The organism is Litoribacter ruber (genome assembly GCF_018449405.1).
Taxonomy (GTDB): Bacteria; Bacteroidota; Bacteroidia; order Cytophagales; family Cyclobacteriaceae; genus Litoribacter; species Litoribacter ruber.
The window spans coordinates 483,403-502,201 of record NZ_JAHCMY010000002.1 but is presented as its reverse complement, the minus strand read 5'-3'; the positions used below and the strand labels follow the sequence as shown (position 1 = coordinate 502,201).

Genomic DNA, 18,799 nt, shown 5'->3' with positions numbered 1-18,799 from the left:
CCATTGAGTTTAGAAAAGGAAAATGTAAAAAGTGGGGAGATCATTGACACCAAGGTCCTCAAGAAACTGTACCAGTTTGTGCAGCCCTACAAAGGCCGGTTCTTCTTCCTTATATTTCTTACGTTAGCCTTGGCGATCTTGGCTCCTACCAGGCCCCTATTTATTCAGATAGCAATCGATGACTATGTGGCTATGGGTGACCGGGATGGGTTGGTCCGAATCATCTACCTGCTGGTGGGGCTAATGATTTTGCAGTCCATCGTGCAGTTTGCCCACACTTATCTTTCTGGCTGGATCGGCCAGGTCATCATCCGGGACATCAGGATAAAGCTTTATCGGCACCTGCTGAAAATGAAGCTCAAGTTTTTTGACAACACCCCTATTGGCAGGCTGGTCACCCGAAACATTTCAGACATTGAAACCCTGGCGGATGTATTTAGCGAAGGGTTGGCAGCCATAATAGGTGATCTTTTGCAGCTGATCACCATCCTAGGGGTGATGTTCTACATTGACTGGAAGCTTACCTTGGTCAGTTTGTGTACCCTGCCCTTGTTGATCATTTCCACGTATGTGTTCAAGGAAAAGATCAAGGTGGCCTTTAATGATGTCCGAAATGCGGTATCCAATCTCAACTCTTTCCTTCAGGAGCATATCACGGGGATGAATATTGTGCAGATCTTTAACAGGGAAGAAAGGGAGTACAAGAAATTTGAAACGATCAACAAAGAGCACAGAAGGGCACACCTCAAGTCTGTATTGTACTATTCCATCTATTTCCCTGTTGCGGAGATCATTCAGGCTATTGGGATAGGCTTAGTGGTATGGTACGGGGCCACGGGGGTGTTTGACATGGAGCTCAAAGTAGGTGTACTGATTTCCTTTATCATGTACCTGCAGCTTTTCTTCCGTCCCATCAGAATGATTGCTGACCGATACAATACCCTGCAGCTGGGAGTGGTGAGTTCCTCGAGGATTTTCAAGCTGCTTGACAGTGAAGAACACATCCCCAATAATGGCACTTATGCACCTGAAAAGATCAAGGGGGACATACAGCTGAAAAACGTCTGGTTTGCCTACAATGATGAGGAATATGTGCTCAAGGACATCAATTTTGATGTGAAGCATGGGGAGACCATCGCCCTAGTGGGAGCCACTGGAGCGGGAAAATCCAGTATTATCAACCTGATCAGCCGTTTTTATGAAATCAACAAAGGCAGCATCCTGGTTGACGGCACTGATATCCGAGATTTCGAGCTCAACACCCTTAGAAAGCATATCGGGGTAGTATTGCAGGATGTATTCCTTTTCTCTGACACCATTTTGAACAACATCACCCTAGGAAATCCAAAAATAACCCGAGAGCAGGTCATGGAGGCCGCCGAACTAGTGGGAGCGAGAAAGTTTATCGAAAGGCTTCCTGGCGGGCTGGACTACAACGTGATGGAAAGGGGCGCCACGCTTTCGGTGGGGCAAAGGCAGATGATATCCTTTGTAAGGGCCATGGTGTACAATCCGGAGATCATCATATTGGATGAGGCCACCTCCTCAGTGGACACCGAAACCGAGGAGCTGATTCAGGGAGCCATAGAAAAGATGATGAAAGGCCGGACCTCCATCGTGATTGCGCACCGCCTGTCTACTATCATCAAAGCTGACAAGATCATCGTCATGCACAAAGGCGAGATCAAGGAAATCGGCAACCATGAGAAGCTTTTGGCAGAAGGTGGGCTGTATGCGCAGCTGCACCAAATGCAGTTGAAGTCTATGGTTAGCTAGTAGGGGAAATGAGTCACGAACTTGCCTTGCGACAGACAGGGTCACAGGAAGTTCAAAAGAAGTCGCGCAAAGAATTGAAAATTAGGAATGAGGAATGGGGGAGCACGGATTTCTTAATTCCTAATTCTACATTCAAACTTCAAGTGGGCACGAGGGCTGAATTATACAATGGTCCTAGAAGTACTTTGTACCTGGTACATGGTACTTTGTACTAAGAATTTTTCCGCAAAATAATCCTAAATTCGCACCGTTGACTGTTAAACCTTACCTAAAACATTTTATGAAGAAAGTATTATTGCTGGCTTTTTTACTCTTGCCGGCTTTGGCGTATTCACAGGAGCATCAAGTGGGGGTCAGACTGGGGGAGCCGTTGGGGATTACTTACAAGACTTTTATCGACGAGCGCATTTCCCTGGAAGGGATAATCGGGGCTGCGGGGGCCAACCATGCTGGTTACTACCGCCGGGCATTCAACAATAACAGACCTACTGGAGATGCCGTTTATGCCAGTCATAGCACCTACTCCGCTTTTTCCTTGAATGCAAGAGCAGCCTATCATGAGGATATTACCAACCAGTTTAACATTACCGAAGGCATGCTTTGGGCTTATGGAGGTGTCGGTGCCCAGTTGAGGTCCGTACAAGTGGATTATCTATATTCCAGACCTATGTCACCAACATTCTTCAACAGTGAAAACAGAACAAACATCGATTTTGGCCCTGAGGCATTTGTAGGTACTGAATATTATTTTCAGGATCTGCCAATCAGTGTGTTTGTGGAAGCAGGCTTGTTTCTCGAACTGATTGACCGTCCAGGACACCTAAGGTTACAGGGGGCAATCGGGGCACGATATATTTTCTAATTATGAAAAAAGCATTAATTCTCATCCCGGCAGTACTTTTTGTCGGTTTGGTTGGCTATTTCTTACTGGGCGGGTTCAATGAGCTCGAACTGGAGGTGGTGCAAACTGACAACATTCACCTAATGGGATACCAGTACCGCGGCACCCCGCAAGATGAGGCTTTGCCCCAAACCTTCCAAAAAGCTGAAGGACTGTTGGGAGATGGCAAAACTCTGCATACCCTTTACCAAGTAGAACCAGCGGGTAAACTCGACACCATGGAAGTTTTCATAGGAGTAGAGTTCAGCGGGGAAATGGGTGACGCGCAGGAATTGCTTATCGAAAGCCAAAATGCCATTGTGGCCACGATGCGGTCCAGCAGATATGTGATGCCAGGCCCCAATAAAGTCAAAAAACGCATTGAGAAATTTGCCGAGCTAAATGGGCTGGAGACCCAGGGAATATATATTGACAGGATTGTGGAATCCGATCATGTGGAGGTTTGGGCTCCCTTGAAATAACTGGTACATTTTACCATTTCAATGATTTCCACAACCATTTCCTTTGGCTTTGCGTCTAAATAAAACGTATATTTCAACCAAAACAATATTTTATGAAAAAGCTGCTGTTATCCCTCTCTGTTCTTGGTGCATTTTTGATACAGGCCTGTCAAGGTCCCATGGGCCCTCCTGGCTTAGATGGAATAGATGGAATTACTGTAGAAGCAGATGTATTTGAAGTAGTGGGGGATTTTGATCCAGAAGCCAATTTTACAATACAAGGAGATTTCAACGAACTTGGATTAACCTTTCTTGAATCCGACAAGCTCCTGATTTATCATCTTTGGGAAACAGATGAGGGCAGAGATGTGTGGAGAATTCTCCCTCAGACAATTTATCTTGACCAGGGCCAATTTGCCTATCAATATGATTTTACGAATTTAGACTTTAGAATTTTCATGCAGGGCAATTTCGACCTCAACATCTTGGAGCCAGATTGGAGAAACGAACAGTATTTCCGACTAGTAGTAGTACCTACGAGAGCAGTGAACTTCCGAGTGGATTTCAATGACTATGAAGCGGTCGTCGATCATTACAATTTGGATACAAGCAATATCCCAAGAATCAGATTGGGTAAATAAAACTTCCCCTTTTTATAAAACGAAAAACCACCTCTCTTTCAGGGAGCGTGGTTTTTTTTATTAAAAGTTTTAAAACACTTAACTTCAGATCATTTTCAAATTAATCTACAAAACTCCTCTACCTATTAATAATTCTAACTGTGAAAACTGCGGGTTGGAATCTCCGAGGAGAACAGTTCCTCCTTTTTTCTGGTTTGGAATGGGTAATCCAAAATCCTGAATTATCTTTGCCCCATGCAATTACAAAACGACTTATTACTTAGAGCGGCACGCGGGGAAAAGACCGAAAGGACTCCCGTGTGGTTGATGAGACAGGCCGGAAGGATTTTGCCAGAATACAGGGCAGTAAGAAACAGTGTGAGTGGATTCATTGAATTGGCCCAGACCCCTGAACTGGCCGCAGAGGTGACCATACAGCCGGTAGATCTGCTGGGTGTGGATGCCGCCATTATTTTTTCCGACATCCTGGTCATCCCCGAAGCAATGGGATTGCCCTATGAGATGGTGGAAAAGAGAGGCCCATGGTTTCCTGACACCGTATCTTCCCCATCGGATCTGAAAAAGTTGAGAATTGCGGATGGGCACAATGATCTCAAATATGTGATCGATGCCATCAAGATTACCAAAAAAGAACTAAACGGCCGGGTGCCTTTGATCGGTTTTGCCGGCGCACCCTGGACTATTTTTGCCTATATGGTGGAAGGCAGCGGATCGAAGACTTTCTCGAAAGCCAGAGCCATGCTGTACACCCAGCCTGAATTCAGCCATCAGCTGCTGCAGATGATCACCGATTCCACCATCAATTACCTCAGAGCACAAATCGAGGCTGGGGCCGACTTGATCCAGATTTTTGACAGCTGGGCGGGGATCCTGCCTCCTTACCATTATGAGGAATTCTCCCTCAGGTACATTCAGCAGATCTGTGATGCCATCAATGAGGTGCCTAAGACGGTATTTGCCAAAGGAGCATTCTTTGCCAGAGAACAAATGGCCAAGCTAAACTGTGAGACTATCGGACTGGACTGGAACATGGGCATTGCCGAATCAAGAAGAATGATCGGGGTTAATAAAACCCTACAAGGCAACCTTGACCCGGCAGCCCTTTACGGCACCGCCAAGGAAGTGGAGGCCGCTACCAAGCAAATGCTTGATCAATTTGGAACCAGCAGGCACATTGCCAATTTAGGTCACGGGGTGTATCCTGACATTGATCCGGAGAAGGTGAAGGTGTTTATTGAGACGGTGAAGGCTTATAGTATAAGGTAGGTGTAGGAAGAATTGAGAATTAGGAATGGAGAATTAGGAATGGAGAATTGAGAATTGAGAATTAGGAATTAGGAATTGGATATCTTTGCTAATTCTCCATTCCTAATTCCTAATTATTAATTATTAATTATTAATTATTAACTCCTCATTCCTAGCTCCAATCTTTCTACGGGGTCGCCTACTTCGATTTCGCCTAGGGATACGGCGATCATGTTTTGACCGAAGAGTATTTTTTGGCCTTCCAATCGATAGGATGAGAGGGTTTTTAAAGGCTCTTTGCCCTTCTCGGCCGTTTGTTGGTCAATCGTCACCATCACGCATCGGGCGCAGGGTTTGGTGACCTGAAACATGCACTCTCCTATCTGCACCACCTGCCAGGTATCCTCCTCAAAGGCAGCACCGCCTTCGAATACCAGATTAGGCCTAAAGCGGTCCATCTCCACTTTCTCTTCCAATCGGCCGTTGAGGTCGTCCAGGGAACTTTGACCGATGACCATATATGGCATACTGTCAGCAAAACTGACGGTCTCATCGTTGATGGCGTATTTCTCGCTGATAGGCCTGTCAGCCTTTTCGTCCATTTTAACCAAATGGCAATTGATGTCCAGTATTTCGCTCAACCATTTGTCGACCTCTGGGCATACAATCTCGGCCATCAGGGAATCATCCCAAACGGTGACTTGGATCTTTTTGCCGGTGACCGGCGAAAAAGGCACCTCCACATATTTGTTCAAGGCCTTTTTGTGGTAGATCCGAAGCCCGCTTTGGGTAAACTCCGGCTGCAGCAAAGCCATGTGGGGAAACCTCCTTTGGGTGATGAACTGCCCATTGTCGTCCACCACCATCCACCTTCTGTCGTTTTCAAAACCTTTGATATCCACGGTGGCTTTATGAAGCCGGATGCCGCCCAAGGATTTGACCGGATATATGTATATGTCTTTAAGCCGCATGAGTACTTGCACCAATTGATGCATTTGTATACAGCTAACATACTGATTTGTTTCTAAAAGTGTTCATGAGGTGACAGAAAGAACTAAAAAAAATCGCAATTGTCAGGCTTTAAGGGGGAGTTAGCCAGCAATTCTGACAATCTGACGCAAAATTTGGCTGGAAATGCCTTGGCACATGACTTGATAATTATGACTTCGAACGAATTTACTTACTGAATCAATAAAATAGAAATCATATATCAATTATGGGAAAAATTATAGGAATTGACTTGGGTACTACTAACTCTTGCGTTGCCGTAATGGAAGGTAACGAGCCTGTAGTAATCCAAAACAGCGAAGGGAGAAGAACTACCCCATCCATTGTGGCCTTTTTGGACAATGGAAACGGCGAGAGAAAAGTAGGGGATCCTGCCAAAAGACAGGCCATCACCAACCCGGCAAACACTATCTCCTCTGTGAAGAGATTTATGGGCAAGAAGTTCTCTGAGGTTTCTGAAGAGAAAAAACATGCTTCCTATAAAGTAGAGCAAGGCTCAAACGATACCATCGTAGTGAAAATCGGCGACAGATCTTATACTCCTCAGGAGCTTTCAGCCATGATTCTTCAGAAGATGAAATCAACCGCTGAGGACTTTTTGGGCCAAGAGGTAACTGAAGCTGTCATCACTGTACCGGCCTACTTCAATGACGCAGAAAGACAAGCCACAAAAGAAGCTGGTCAGATCGCAGGTCTTGAAGTGAAAAGAATCATCAATGAGCCTACTGCAGCCGCTTTGGCCTATGGTATGGACAAAAAGAATCAGGACATGAAAATCGCTGTGTATGACCTTGGTGGTGGTACATTCGATATTTCAATCCTAGAACTAGGTGACGGTGTATTTGAAGTAAAGTCTACCAATGGTGATGTACACCTAGGTGGTGATGACTTTGACCAAGTGATCATCGACTGGTTGGCTGATGAATTTAAGGCTGAGGAAGACTTGGATCTTAGAAAAGACCCAATGGCCCTTCAGAGATTGAAAGAAGCTGCTGAAAAAGCGAAGATTGAGCTTTCCAGCTCCTCTTCTACTGACATCAACTTGCCATATGTGACAGCGACCGCATCAGGTCCTAAGCACTTGAACAAAACGCTTTCTAGAGCCAAGTTTGAGCAGTTGTCTGAAAGCTTGGTAAGAAGATCAATGGATCCGGTTAAGAAAGCCATGCAGGATGCAGGACTTTCTCCATCTGACATTGACGAGGTAATCTTGGTGGGTGGTTCTACTAGAATCCCTAAAATCCAGGAAGAAGTGGAGAAATTCTTCGGCAAAAAGCCTTCGAAGGGTGTAAACCCAGATGAGGTAGTAGCTATCGGTGCGGCCATCCAAGGTGGTGTATTGACCGGTGAGGTGAAGGATGTATTGCTTCTTGACGTTACCCCGCTTTCTTTGGGTATCGAAACTATGGGCGGTGTGTTTACCAAATTGATCGAGGCAAACACGACTATCCCTTCCAAGAAATCTGAGACCTTCTCTACTGCTGCCGACAATCAGCCGGCTGTGGATATCCACGTATTGCAAGGTGAGAGACCTTTGGCTAAGGACAACAGAAGCATCGGTAGATTCCAGCTTTCTGACATTCCGCCAGCCCCAAGAGGCGTACCTCAAATCGAAGTGACCTTTGATATTGATGCCAACGGTATTCTTAACGTGTCTGCAAAAGACAAAGGAACCGGCAAAGAGCAGAAAATCAAGATTGAGGCATCTTCCGGACTTTCTGAAGAGGAAATCGAAAGAATGAAGAAGGAAGCTGAAGCTAATGCTGCTACTGATAAAGCTGAAAAAGAGAAAATCGAGAAGCTGAATCAGGCTGACAGCTTGGTGTTCCAGACCGAGAAGCAGTTGAAAGAGTTTGGTGACAAACTTTCCGACAGCAACAAGGCCAATATCAGCGGAGCGCTTGAGAAGTTGAAAACCGCTCATCAGAGCCAAGACGTAGCGGCAATCGAGCCTGCCATGGAAGAGCTTAACAAGGCTTGGGAAGCTGCTTCCCAAGAAATGTATGCAGCTGGTCAAGGTGCTGAAGGCGCTGCCCAAGGTGGCCCAGGTGCTGACGCAGGAGCGCAGTCTTCGGGTGCTGCAGGAAGCGGAGACGGTGTTTCCGATGTGGATTACGAAGAAGTAAACGAGGACAAGAACAAATAAGTCCTTCGGTTAAAATAAGTAAAAAGGCATCTGTACTCGTTATGGATGCCTTTTTTGATTAACCACAGAGGATATAAAATCAACCGCAAAGACAGTAAGGGGCGCAAAGATTAATGGGTAGCCTATGCGTTTTTTTTAATCAATACTTACACACTTATTGGAATAGTGTCAATTTTTTCTATGTGACTCTGCGTCTCTGCGGTTTATTTTAATAGTTGCTTTTTTTTCTTTGCGACCATCAGCGTCCTTTGCGTTTATTTTTTTTGTCAGTTGTTATTTCTCTGGGTCCTCTGACCCTCTGTGGTTTATTTTATTAGTTGCTATTTTTTTTCTTCGCGACCCTCAGCGTCCTTTGCGGTTATTTTTTTTATCAGTTGTTTTTTCTCTGGGTCCTCTGCGGCTCTGCGGTTTATTTTATTAGGTGCTTTTTTTTCTTTACGAACCTTCGTGTCCTTTGCGGTTATTTTTTCTGCAGCTCGGCGAATTCCTTCGCAAAGTAACTCAATATCACGTTCGCCCCTGCTCTTTTGATGCTGATCAGGGATTCGAGCATGGCACGTTCACCGTCCAGCCAGCCTCTTTCGGCTGAGGCCTTGATCATGGAATATTCGCCGCTGACATTATAGGCTGCGATGGGCACGTTGTAGTTTTCTTTCAATAATCTGATCACATCTAGATAGGCCAAGGCAGGCTTCACCATCAGGAAGTCCGCACCCTCTTCGGTATCCAGATCGGCTTCGATCATGGCTTCGTGGAGATTTGCCGGGTCCATCTGGTAGGTTTTCTTGTCTCCCCATTTAGGGGCAGAATCCAAAGCATCCCGGAACGGACCATAGAAAGCGCTGGCATACTTGGCTGTATAGGACATGATTGAGACATCCGTAAAACCGTTGTCATCCAGTTGCTCGCGTAGATAGCCAACCCTGCCGTCCATCATGTCGGATGGCCCGATGATATCCGCACCTGCCTGTGCCTGTGCCACGGTCATTTTGCCCAAAATCTCCAAAGTCTCATCGTTTAGGATCTTGCCGTTTTCAACGATTCCGTCATGGCCATCGGAGCTATAAGGATCCATGGCCACATCGGTCATGATGCAGGCTTCTGGAAAAGTCTCCTTTATTTTTTGGATGGCTTTGAGGTAAAAAGTCTCAGGATTATGGCTTTCGGTGGCGTATTTGTCCTTTTTGCTTTCCGGATAGGCAGGAAAGATGTCAAAGGCCACAATACCCAAATTCAAACAGGACTCGATTTCCTTGATCATCAGATCCAAGGAGTAACGGAAAATCCCGGGCATGGAGGCCACCTCTACCTTTTGGTTTTGTCCCTCAATGAGGAACATCGGGAAGATAAAGTCTTTAACCGAAAGGCGGGTTTCCTCCACCATTCCTCTGATAGCACTGGATTTTCTGTTTCTGCGTGGTCTTCTGTACATCATGGCTTTTGCGATTTGGTCACAAAGGTAAGAAACTAGCAGGTAAGTAAAAAAACATGCTTTAAATGGAGATTCTATCCCCATGTTGTACCAGGGGCAGAACCGTATAAGAAGGTTCGGCGAACAGTGTAACGAAAAGTCGGCGTATGATATAAAGTATCTCTGGCGAGAAAATGTAGATTAGGAGGTTTACAGGAACAGGAAAATAAAGAGATTCTTTATAGATTATGCAGGCACTACGGATACGCTGTATTTTACCATTGAGGATAGAGGAGCCTTCCAAATAATCCCAAATAGGCTAAACGATAAGCCTTTCGAAATTTACAGGGATTGTTTTGAACCCGGTTTCCTATTATTGCACCTGACTGCTGCTGTAGAATAAAGTAAGGATTAACTTTACAGCAGGGAGGAAAATCGAGTCATATTGGTGAGCCTCAGAAGTCTGCTCTTTTAAACTTAAGGAATGAACCTCCTAGAAGTCCTGCCAGAAAAAGTCCCAAAATGATGTAATGCCAAGTATAAAGATGTTCGGGACTGGTAAAATTCCCAATGCTGACCAATGGCCTGAAGAATTGGGCAAAGGGATGTGTAAGCGATAAAATGTTGAGAGCCATTTCCAGAAAACCTATGCCCCAAAATATTAAAATGGCCCGGTGGGCTTTCGTGGTAACGGCTCCCAAAGATGCGCCAATCAGCCCATAGCAGATAATTGCAGCTAAAACTGCCATCAATTTTTGTATGGGAAAGGAATTTATAAAAACCTCACTTCCTTTAAAAGCAACCAAAGCAAGCAGTGTAAAGGCTGTCAATACTACCACAGTAGAAACATAATAAAAGACAATTACCAGCTTTGAAATGAATAAATCTGTGCGGGAATACCCGTTGACGATTCTTTTTCGGTTGGTGCCATTTGTAAATTCTCGCGTGATGGCAACAATTGCCCCATATACCACGGCGAGAGTTCCTACTTGGTTGACAATAGAGAAAAACTCATTAAGGGTGAATAAGGGTGAAAGTTTGATCATTCCGTAAATTGGAAAGGCTACTAAACTGATCACCAAAATGGTAAAAAATATAAAATAATCAGGCCTATTGAGTTTATAAAACTCTATATCCAAATGTTGTCTTAAAGTCATGTTAGTAGATTGTAGATGTAAAAGCTTTTTCTATAGAGAAATGGTCTCTCAAGAGGTTTTCAGTGGTATCTTGTAAGGCAACCGCTCCATCCTTGAGAAAGATTATCCCTGTGCAAAGTTTTTCGAGTTCCTCCATATAATGACTGGCGATGATTACCGTCTTACCTTCCTCTTTAAACTGACGGATCAGGTTTCGGACAAAAATGATCCCCTGGGGATCCAAGCCATTCGTAGGCTCATCCATGATGATCAATTCTGGATCGGTCAACAAGGCATCTGCGATCTCCAATCTTTTCCTCATGCCATATGAAAAATCCTGAAAGCGCTTGGCCCCTGTGTGGTCCAAACCTACCAGTTTCAGCAACTCTTCAACCCTTTCTTCCCCAACCCCTTTGGTTTTGGCAGAAATGACCAGGTTGGCTTTTGCCGACACCCGCAAATAAAAACAGGATTGGTCCATCACCACGCCAATCTGACTTTGAATGGTATCCGGCGAAGTGGATCCCAGGATAGTGAAATTCCCTGAACTCGGTTTACGCAGTCCAAGCAGTATGTTGATCAAGGTACTTTTGCCGCTTCCGTTAGGACCGACTATGCCTATGATCTCGCCTTTATTGATCTCTATGGAAACATTATCCAAGGCTTTTTCTGAGCCATAAAACTTGGATAACCTTTCTGTTTTGATTACTGTAGAATCCATAAATTATAATTTCAAAAAACAACAGGAAAGCAATAAACTAAAAAAAAATCAGATCCCCTTTCATTTTTTCGGATTTCGAGAAGTATAAAAAACTCTGGCGATTCCTTGCTCATCTTTTTTATAAAGAATTGCCTTTTCAAGCTGTGTAGAAGCTTTTTTGGTCCAAATTATTTGAGCCATTTTTTACTCTTTTTCTCTAAATCATCTTGAGAAATAACATTTCCTAACGCTTCATCATTCTCCGATTCATCGATATCAGCTAGCAGGCTCAATTGCTCTATTACATCCTCTAAAGTTGATTCAGGAGTAAGCTGATCAGCTACCTGAATTAAGTATTTTTTTAATGCGGCGGATTCCATAGTAAATCGTTTAGATCTCAATATAACAAAAAAAAGGCTGGAATAATCCAGCCTCCGTTCTAATATCCGATCCTAATTTTTTAGAAATTCACCTGTGCCTGCAACCTAAGCAAGCTTCCCACTTGTCTGTTGTTTGGATTGAGGGAGTTTTCAAAGGTCCTGTCGGAAATGGTGTACATAGTCACCAGTTCAAAGTTTTTGTTAGGCTGCCATTCCACCCCTATTTCCAATTCCTTTACCCTGTGCCTGGTGGCATCTAGCTCATGCTTTTTACCCCCTTGGTAAAAGTGATATCTGGTAAAAGGAATAAATAAATCCTTGCCTTTTTTCAGGTAATAATTAGCCATCACATAGCCACCTTCCAGCGGGGCATCCTCCACATCCATGGTTTCCGGATTGAACTCGGGGCCTCGGCCTCTGTTGTACTCCGCCTGAATACCGAAAGGCTGGGGATACATGACAAATGAAGCTCCATAACGATACTCTCTGAATTCTGTCTGGTCCATATCCGTCAGCTGGTTACGCTGGATGACAAAATCACCGGTATAGCCCTGAAGGGAACCCTCAATAAACTGTCCGGATTTGAGCAGAAAAGGATATGTCAATCGGGTAACCACGTGCATGTTATCGTTGAGTTCAGGCATATTTGCTGTCTGCCCATTGTACACACCGAAGCCAAAAACACCATAGTCGCCTGAACCTTTGAGTCCGCTTGAAACCAAATAATTAAATCTTTTTCTGATTTCTGATGGGGCATAGTAAAACATCACCCCAATGTCTCGCTCATTGGCCACTGCTGAGTTAAGTCCATCATGACGGTCAAGGGGGATCCTGTTTTGGGAACTTTGAAGGTTCTCAAAGCCAAAAGGCACTTTGGACTGTCCGATCCTTAACCTGAACTCCTGCTTGTCGTCCAGACCAAGGTCAAAGTAGGCATCTCTGATTTGTGCCAAATTACTTCCTCCAGAAGCCAAGTCCGGCTGAATGTAGAAATACACCTTCTCGTGAACCTGTCCGTAAAATATCAAACGTATCCGTCTGAAGAAGAAACCGTTGGTCTCCCCACCCCAAGAGCGGTCGCACTGGGCACACTGAAGATCCGGATTGGTCTCAAAAAGCCCGTTATACCTCAACTGGGCATAGCCACGAATCTGAATGGACTCAAACCATTGGTTCTTTTTAACATCAATCTTTTCCTCGCTTGTGGTATTAATTGTATCCGACTGAATGTCCCTTGCAAAAACATCCGCGAACCCCATGACCAAGCCAATCATGAGTAAGGCGATTTTTCCTCGCATCCCTGAATAGGTTAAGTAAGAATAATTGTACAGCGATGCAAAATTGTAAAAGCAATGTATCCTGGTGATGAATTGCCGGTTATCAAAAAATTATGAAAACAAACATTATTTGGTTTTAACTACATAAAAAATTAACAGTATAGAAAACATATAAAAAAATTACGCTCTTAAGCTATTTAAAGACTGTTTCTCACTTAACTTTTCCTTAACATTACCCTGCCCAACCTTCTCGGTCAAGGCTACGGTATTGTATGGCTTCAGCAAGGTGCTCCACTTTTATCTGCTCGCTTTCGGCGAGGTCGGCTATGGTTCTTGCCACTTTCAAAATCCTGTCATAAGCCCTCGCCGATAGGCCAAGCCTTTCCATAGCCGTTTTTAGCAAGGCCTTTCCCGCTTCGTTGATCTGGCAGACCTCCTTTACCATGTGAGAGGGCATCATGGAATTGTTGTAAACCTGTGGATTATCCTTGAACCTATCAATCTGCCGCTGCCGGCCGATGATTACCCTGTCGCGAATGCTTTTGCTTGATTCAGCTTTGCGCATGGAGGTCATTTCTTCAAATTTCACTGGGGTTACCTCCACGTGAAGGTCTATTCTATCCAAGAGGGGGCCGCTGATTTTATTCAGGTAGCGCTGGACAATCCCCGGCCCGCACACGCATTCCTTTTCAGGATGGTTGTAATACCCGCAAGGGCAGGGGTTCATACTGGCTACCAACATGAAATTAGCCGGAAAATCCACGGAAATCTTCGCTCTGGAAATAGTCACTTTCCTTTCCTCCAAAGGCTGCCTCAAGACCTCCAGCACAGTCCTCTTAAATTCAGGCAACTCATCTAAGAAAAGTACACCGTTATGCGAAAGAGAAATCTCTCCAGGCTGGGGATTGCCACCCCCACCTACCAAGGCCACGTCGCTAATCGTATGGTGCGGGGAGCGGAATGGCCGCTGGGCGATCAGTGAGGCATGTCTTTCCAGTTTGCCGGCTACCGAGTGGATCTTGGTTGCCTCCAATGCTTCCTGCAAAGTCAGCGGGGGCAAAATAGAGGGCAGTCTCTTGGCCAGCATGGTTTTTCCTGCGCCTGGAGGACCTATCATGATGACATTGTGCCCGCCGGCAGCGGCGATTTCCATAGCTCTTTTGATATTGTCTTGCCCCTGCACATCGGCAAAGTCAAACTCATAGCTATCCAAGGAGTTGTAAAAGATGTCGCGGGTGTCCGTTACCAGGGGCTCAATTTCAACCGTACCTTCCAAGAAACCGATGGCTTCCTCCAAATTTTCCACCCCGATTACGTCCAGGTTATTCACGATTGAAGCTTCTGATGCATTTTCGGAAGGCACAATAAAACCTTTGTACCCCCTTTTCCGAGCCTCAATTGCGATGGGCAATACGCCTTTGACTGGACGCAATTTCCCATCAAGGGCCAATTCTCCCATGATTACATATTCAGACAAGTTTGGAAAGGCGACCTGCTCGGAGCTCTGCAGAATTCCAAGGGCAATGGGCAAGTCATAGCAGGATCCTTCTTTTCGGATATCGGCAGGTGCCAAATTGACCACCATGCGTTGCCGCGGCATGCGGAAACCGTAGTATTTCAAGGCCGACTCTACCCGCTGCTGGCTTTCCTTTACGGCGGAATCAGGCAAGCCTACCATGTAAAAGCCAGTTCCCTGACCCACATTTACTTCTATGGTGATGGTTTTGGCATCCACCCCAGCTACAGCACTCCCGAAAGTTTTGGCAACCATGATTGAAAAAGATAAGTTGTTTAAAAAGTCAAAATAAGTGCATTAAATCAAAAAAAGGAAACCTGATGCAGGTTCCCTAACAATTCAAATGTAATAGTCGAACTACTTAAAGTTCTGCCTTGGGCGTATTTTGGAGGGCTCTTTATCTTCATCGATGGTTTCGATTTTTTTCTCCACCCTGCTGATTTTCACATCCTGCTCCATATCATACATCCTGGCTTTCAGTTCGTTTTTCTCCAGCTCCAATTTCCGGATGTCTTTGTGAAGTCCGTTGACATACACATTGTCCAGTAGCCAAGACACGATAAACAACCCCGCTCCCACCAGCAGCCAGATAACCACCTTGCCGGCGGTCAACTCTTGGATATTGAAGGCATTGCGAATGCTATCAAAAGCCAAAAAGAATATCAAAGCCACCGCAAAATATAAGGCTACCAGCAATTGAAATATGGTATTAATCTGTTTCATAAGGTTTAATTAGAATATCTGTACCTAATATATCAAACAATCGGCAGTGCAGAAAGTTTTTCAAGGATTATTTGCTGATTACAGGTAATTTTTAGCATTTGGCCTATAAAAATTGGTCTCGCAGCCCAAAGTTTAACCTTATACCCATTTGGGTGAAACTTGTACTCAAATTGGACTGGCCTTCTATCTGCTGCTGCCGGAAAGTCTGGCTCAAATCGACAAACAAATTGTGTTTCCACATATAGCTGGCCCTCATGGTCCCCATATAGATTTCGTTCTTCACCCCTTGTCCAATGGTGTGGCCAAAAAGGCCGAGCTCCACATTGGTGATGTTGTGGTTCTTATTCACATCCCCTCCATAATTGACCTCCGGACTCGGGTCTGAACCGTGTAGTTGATACATGCCTGTCAAATTCAAAAACAGCCTATTGATGGGCTGATACCTCACAATAGCCAATCCTTCCCTAAAATTCGCCCCGCGGGGATGGGTAAGGGGGGTACGGTAATTGGTGAAAGATCCGTATTCAAACTTTTCCTGGTAAGTGTAGGGCCTCACTTGGTTATACTCCACCTGAAAATCCAAGTTAGAAATTTTGAAGGCATCCACATATTTGTAGCCTAACTGTACGCCATGTTTATTCCGGCGGCTGTTTTCACCATCGATCCCAAAAAACTCCCCAAACACAAACTCATCCAGGGCAAACTGCCCATACAGCTGCATCGCCGGATAGAAATTCCACTTAAAATCAGTTCCCAACATAACCTTATCCGGCGTACCCAACATGTGCTCAACCCAGCGGTAAAAGATAACGGGGTTGGCATAATTCCAATCCCAGGAATTGGCCATCACGGATTCAAATACGCCCACATTAAACTTATTGGCGATGTTGATGCCTAGCCTGTGGTGGGAAAACCATTTTTGTGGAAAGCGCGCATCGGTTGGCCGCCCCCTTCCGTCATAAACCAAATCTGCCGTCATCTGCCCCCACATGTTGGTGAAATCCAGCTTCCAGATTTTGGTATTTATTTTGAAAAACATGAAGGGATTCGAGAAATCAGAGAGAATCAAAGAACGGTTGCCTTCCCCCACAAAATTTCTATCGTGCCCGACTTGGGCTTGAACATGCTTGGTAATGTTAAAACTCAGATGCCCCAGTGCAGAAAAGTAGCTGAAACCGTTTTGCTCATAAAACTTCCAAAAACCCTCTCCGGGCACAGCCCCATTTTCACGGGTGTAGGCATCCATCCAGGTGGGAAACACCACCTCGTTCATGGTCATGAAGGTGTAAAAACCAATTTTTCGATCTACACTCCCCCGCAACTCGATCCCCCGGCTATTGATGAATCGCAAGTCTTCTTGTCCCCTCTCCACTCCCCCACCAAGACTGATCACCGGATTGACATGCAAGTCAAAAAAGCGGTCGCGGTAATGGTAAAAGTCCGAAGGCTTTCTGTAGATTCCCCACAGGGGTTTTTCGCTTTCCGTGGTGGGTAGGCCGGAAAACTCCCAGCTGTCATCCCTCAAGTACTGGAGATTGAAGGCATCGACTTTTCCCAAGGATTGGTTTTGAACGGTGAGGCTATCCAGATATTTTACCACCCGGTCCCTGCGGTAAGGCTTGAATCCGGTGTTGAAATCTGGGCTAAATTCCCCGTTTCGGATTTCATAGCGTTCGATTAGATGATATTTGTCTCTATCAAAGGGTAAATAAGCGCTTTGGGCGGAAACAACTTGAGAAATCAGCACAAAACCAATGAGGAAAAATAAAAACCTGTCCATAATGCCTGTAAAGAAAATAATTCCAAAATAAAAAGTCCTGAAATGTAGGCAAAATTCTTAATTTCACCACCGAATTAGGGCTTTAAATCATTGGTGATAAATAATTCATTGATAAAGATTTGGACAGGTTTATAAAAAAGGATAACTTTGTGCCTCAATTTGAAAAAGAGCGATTTATAAATAGGTAATACAATGAAAAAAGACATTCATCCTAACTACAGAGACGTAGTATTTTACGATACCTCTAGCGAATATATGTTTTTGACTAAGTCTACTATCGAGACTAGCGAAACAATCACTTACGAGGACGGCAACGAATACCCAGTTTACAAGATTGAAGTGAGCTCTAACTCACACCCTTTCTACACTGGTAAGAAAATGCTTTTGGATACTGCTGGTAGAGTTGAGAAATTCAACAGAAGATACAAGAAGCAGTAATTTCTGATATTCAAAGAGTTTAAAAGTCTCCCGGAACTTGTTTTCCGGGAGACTTTTTTATTTTTGTGCTTATGGAAAACATTATTTTATTTGATGACCCTGCCTTCCGAGGCACTTTGTTACCTTTTACCTTCACCAGGCCCATTGCCGACATCCGGGTGGGCATATTGACCATAGCCGAAAAGTGGGAGAAGCATCTCAATGCCACCACCGGCTTTATCACCCAGGACTACCTTCAGGACAAATTCAACCATAATGATAAGCCTGCTCTTATTATCAACGGCATTCTTTGCCCAAACCCCAACCTTATCGAGGCCATCAAGGGCCTCGGACCAAATCAGGCACTTTGGAAGGAGCAGACACTTTTGGCCACTCATGAGGTAAACCCCATGGACTTCCAGTTGGAAGCTGCCAAAAACAAGGACAGAGTGGAGTATGACGGTGAATTTACCGCTATTCACAAGCCTTGGCACATTTTCCAATACAATGGCTCCGAAATCAGGAATGATTTTGAGATAGTGACCAAAGGGAAAATATCCGCCGACATCAATGACCCCCACACCAAGACATATGAGGCAGACAATATCTTCATCGAGGAAGGCGCCAATATCAAGGCTGCCATCCTGAATGCTGAGGACGGTCCCATCTATATAGGCAGAAATGCCGTGGTCCAAGAAGGCTCCATCATCAAGGGGCCATTTGCACTTTGTGAGCACGCCACGGTAAATATGGGCGCAAAAATGCGCGGGGACACCACCATTGGCCCCTATAGCAAGGTAGGCGGGGAAGTTTCTAACTCGGTAATCTTCGGCTTCAGCAACAAAGGCCACGACGGTTTTATGGGCAACAGCGTGCTTGGCGAATGGGTAAATCTGGGCGCCGACACCAATACTTCCAATCTTAAAAATAACTACGCCACCGTCAAACTTTGGGATTACACCCGGGGGGGGTTCAGCAACACCGGGCAGCAGTTTTGCGGCCTGATGATGGCCGACCACTCCAAATGCGGCATCAACACCATGTTCAATACCGGCACCGTGGTCGGAGTAGGCGCCAACATTTTCGGAGATGGGTTCCCTAGAAACTTCATCCCATCCTTCTCTTGGGGAGGGGCGGCGGGATTCACCACATTCCAGTTCCGCAAATTCGAGGAAGTGGCCACCAAGGTGATGGAAAGAAGAAAACTTGAGTTTGATGCCACAGAAAAGGCTATATTGCAAAAGGTATTTGAACTGACCAAGGCATACCGCATTTGGGACAAAGAAGCCTAGAATTTAAACC

General features: G+C 45.0%; 17 protein-coding genes. 8 read left to right on the top strand and 9 right to left on the bottom strand.

Translation table 11 applies throughout. From position 1 onward, the window contains the following. Positions 1 to 3 precede the first annotated feature (3 nt). The 5 genes from KI659_RS06810 (at position 4) to hemE (ending at position 5,024) form a co-directional block, all read left to right on the top strand. Positions 4 to 1,776, top strand: a complete 1,773-nt coding sequence (locus KI659_RS06810; protein WP_213944607.1) for an ABC transporter ATP-binding protein — start codon at positions 4 to 6, stop codon at positions 1,774 to 1,776. Positions 1,777 to 2,056: 280 nt separating this feature from the next. Beyond that, on the top strand, positions 2,057 to 2,638 hold the full coding sequence (locus KI659_RS06805; RefSeq protein WP_213944606.1) for a hypothetical protein: 582 nt from the start codon (positions 2,057 to 2,059) through the stop codon (positions 2,636 to 2,638). A gap of 2 nt (positions 2,639 to 2,640) precedes the next feature. Continuing rightward, positions 2,641 to 3,138, top strand: coding sequence for a hypothetical protein (locus tag KI659_RS06800; protein WP_213944605.1), 498 nt, complete (start codon positions 2,641 to 2,643; stop codon positions 3,136 to 3,138). A gap of 92 nt (positions 3,139 to 3,230) precedes the next feature. Continuing rightward, positions 3,231 to 3,758 carry a hypothetical protein gene (locus tag KI659_RS06795; RefSeq protein ID WP_213944604.1) on the top strand — a complete coding sequence of 176 codons (528 nt, stop codon included), beginning with the start codon at positions 3,231 to 3,233 and terminating at the stop codon, positions 3,756 to 3,758. A 234-nt stretch (positions 3,759 to 3,992) separates the two neighbouring features. Continuing rightward, positions 3,993 to 5,024 (top strand): uroporphyrinogen decarboxylase, encoded by a 1,032-nt coding sequence (hemE, locus tag KI659_RS06790; RefSeq protein WP_213944603.1) that lies wholly within the window; start codon positions 3,993 to 3,995, stop codon positions 5,022 to 5,024. A gap of 137 nt (positions 5,025 to 5,161) precedes the next feature. Here the strand turns inward: hemE and KI659_RS06785 are convergent, their stop codons facing one another. Continuing rightward, complete coding sequence (locus KI659_RS06785) at positions 5,162 to 5,998, bottom strand: MOSC domain-containing protein (protein ID WP_246535308.1); 837 nt, start codon at positions 5,996 to 5,998, stop codon at positions 5,162 to 5,164. A 221-nt stretch (positions 5,999 to 6,219) separates the two neighbouring features. Between KI659_RS06785 and dnaK the strand changes: the two genes are divergently transcribed. Further along, positions 6,220 to 8,157 carry a molecular chaperone DnaK gene (dnaK, locus tag KI659_RS06780; RefSeq protein WP_213944602.1) on the top strand — a complete coding sequence of 646 codons (1,938 nt, stop codon included), beginning with the start codon at positions 6,220 to 6,222 and terminating at the stop codon, positions 8,155 to 8,157. A 460-nt stretch (positions 8,158 to 8,617) separates the two neighbouring features. Here dnaK and hemB read toward each other — a convergent pair whose 3' ends face one another. The 8 genes from hemB to KI659_RS06740 form a co-directional block, all read right to left on the bottom strand. Beyond that, a complete protein-coding gene (hemB, locus tag KI659_RS06775) occupies positions 8,618 to 9,589 on the bottom strand; it encodes a porphobilinogen synthase (protein WP_213944656.1) in 972 nt (323 codons plus the stop codon). A gap of 434 nt (positions 9,590 to 10,023) precedes the next feature. After that, positions 10,024 to 10,725: a hypothetical protein gene (locus KI659_RS06770; RefSeq protein WP_213944601.1), complete on the bottom strand. Its 702-nt coding sequence runs from the start codon at positions 10,723 to 10,725 to the stop codon at positions 10,024 to 10,026. Position 10,726: 1 nt separating this feature from the next. After that, positions 10,727 to 11,425, bottom strand: a complete 699-nt coding sequence (locus tag KI659_RS06765; RefSeq protein ID WP_213944600.1) for an ABC transporter ATP-binding protein — start codon at positions 11,423 to 11,425, stop codon at positions 10,727 to 10,729. A gap of 167 nt (positions 11,426 to 11,592) precedes the next feature. Further along, positions 11,593 to 11,784, bottom strand: coding sequence for a hypothetical protein (locus tag KI659_RS06760; RefSeq protein ID WP_213944599.1), 192 nt, complete (start codon positions 11,782 to 11,784; stop codon positions 11,593 to 11,595). 80 nt (positions 11,785 to 11,864) lie between these two features. Further along, positions 11,865 to 13,082, bottom strand: coding sequence for a porin (locus tag KI659_RS06755; RefSeq protein ID WP_213944598.1), 1,218 nt, complete (start codon positions 13,080 to 13,082; stop codon positions 11,865 to 11,867). A 211-nt stretch (positions 13,083 to 13,293) separates the two neighbouring features. Further along, positions 13,294 to 14,832, bottom strand: a complete 1,539-nt coding sequence (locus KI659_RS06750; protein WP_213944597.1) for a YifB family Mg chelatase-like AAA ATPase — start codon at positions 14,830 to 14,832, stop codon at positions 13,294 to 13,296. Positions 14,833 to 14,934: 102 nt separating this feature from the next. After that, a complete protein-coding gene (locus KI659_RS06745) occupies positions 14,935 to 15,300 on the bottom strand; it encodes a hypothetical protein (protein WP_213944596.1) in 366 nt (121 codons plus the stop codon). 103 nt (positions 15,301 to 15,403) lie between these two features. Then, positions 15,404 to 17,080, bottom strand: coding sequence for a hypothetical protein (locus tag KI659_RS06740; RefSeq protein WP_213944595.1), 1,677 nt, complete (start codon positions 17,078 to 17,080; stop codon positions 15,404 to 15,406). Positions 17,081 to 17,272: 192 nt separating this feature from the next. Between KI659_RS06740 and KI659_RS06735 the strand changes: the two genes are divergently transcribed. Together KI659_RS06735 and KI659_RS06730 are read left to right on the top strand one after the other, a co-directional pair. Further along, complete coding sequence (locus tag KI659_RS06735; protein WP_213944594.1) at positions 17,273 to 17,518, top strand: type B 50S ribosomal protein L31; 246 nt, start codon at positions 17,273 to 17,275, stop codon at positions 17,516 to 17,518. A 71-nt stretch (positions 17,519 to 17,589) separates the two neighbouring features. After that, a complete protein-coding gene (locus tag KI659_RS06730; protein WP_213944593.1) occupies positions 17,590 to 18,789 on the top strand; it encodes a GlmU family protein in 1,200 nt (399 codons plus the stop codon). Positions 18,790 to 18,799: the final 10 nt, after the last annotated feature.

Coding starts and splice junctions, on each gene's coding strand:
- KI659_RS06805 (WP_213944606.1), top strand. CDS start 2,057: ATGAAGAAAGTATTATTGCTGGCTTTTTTACTCTTGCCGGCTTTGGCG.
- KI659_RS06800 (WP_213944605.1), top strand. CDS start 2,641: ATGAAAAAAGCATTAATTCTCATCCCGGCAGTACTTTTTGTCGGTTTG.
- KI659_RS06795 (WP_213944604.1), top strand. CDS start 3,231: ATGAAAAAGCTGCTGTTATCCCTCTCTGTTCTTGGTGCATTTTTGATA.
- hemE (WP_213944603.1), top strand. CDS start 3,993: ATGCAATTACAAAACGACTTATTACTTAGAGCGGCACGCGGGGAAAAG.
- KI659_RS06785 (WP_246535308.1), bottom strand. CDS start 5,998: ATGCATCAATTGGTGCAAGTACTCATGCGGCTTAAAGACATATACATA.
- dnaK (WP_213944602.1), top strand. CDS start 6,220: ATGGGAAAAATTATAGGAATTGACTTGGGTACTACTAACTCTTGCGTT.
- hemB (WP_213944656.1), bottom strand. CDS start 9,589: ATGTACAGAAGACCACGCAGAAACAGAAAATCCAGTGCTATCAGAGGA.
- KI659_RS06770 (WP_213944601.1), bottom strand. CDS start 10,725: ATGACTTTAAGACAACATTTGGATATAGAGTTTTATAAACTCAATAGG.
- KI659_RS06765 (WP_213944600.1), bottom strand. CDS start 11,425: ATGGATTCTACAGTAATCAAAACAGAAAGGTTATCCAAGTTTTATGGC.
- KI659_RS06760 (WP_213944599.1), bottom strand. CDS start 11,784: ATGGAATCCGCCGCATTAAAAAAATACTTAATTCAGGTAGCTGATCAG.
- KI659_RS06755 (WP_213944598.1), bottom strand. CDS start 13,082: ATGCGAGGAAAAATCGCCTTACTCATGATTGGCTTGGTCATGGGGTTC.
- KI659_RS06750 (WP_213944597.1), bottom strand. CDS start 14,832: ATGGTTGCCAAAACTTTCGGGAGTGCTGTAGCTGGGGTGGATGCCAAA.
- KI659_RS06745 (WP_213944596.1), bottom strand. CDS start 15,300: ATGAAACAGATTAATACCATATTTCAATTGCTGGTAGCCTTATATTTT.
- KI659_RS06740 (WP_213944595.1), bottom strand. CDS start 17,080: ATGGACAGGTTTTTATTTTTCCTCATTGGTTTTGTGCTGATTTCTCAA.
- KI659_RS06735 (WP_213944594.1), top strand. CDS start 17,273: ATGAAAAAAGACATTCATCCTAACTACAGAGACGTAGTATTTTACGAT.
- KI659_RS06730 (WP_213944593.1), top strand. CDS start 17,590: ATGGAAAACATTATTTTATTTGATGACCCTGCCTTCCGAGGCACTTTG.